The organism is Caballeronia sp. M23-90 (assembly GCF_053574605.1).
In genome coordinates this window covers 1-255 of record NZ_JBSIPA010001055.1, presented here as the reverse complement: position 1 = coordinate 255, position 255 = coordinate 1, and the positions used below count along the sequence as shown (strand labels likewise).

General features: G+C 58.0%; 1 protein-coding gene. It reads right to left on the bottom strand.

What is annotated here, in order from left to right; genetic code table 11:
* On the bottom strand, positions 1 to 191 hold a 191-nt coding region (locus tag ACRXB1_RS37780), incomplete at its 3' end, for a reverse transcriptase N-terminal domain-containing protein (RefSeq protein WP_449494983.1).
* Positions 192 to 255 lie beyond the last annotated feature (64 nt).

Sequence of the window (255 nt, the reverse complement as noted above, 5' to 3'; positions counted from 1 at the left end):
TTGGCGGACAACGTGCGGGTCAACATCCGTTGCAAGGCTTTGACCCTGCGCCATTTGCCTTCCCGCGTCGCCTTCGCAATTCGAATCTGCATCCCTCTCACGTTTCGTTCAACCCGACGCCAATCTACGGCGTACCAATCGTCCGGCGCGTGGGAAAGCGCAGATCCGGCCTTTCGACCAGATACTTTCATGCTGCTCTCCTACTTGGAAAAGTCCCGAGCAGAAGGCGCATCTCCCCCAGCGGGGTAGATACAC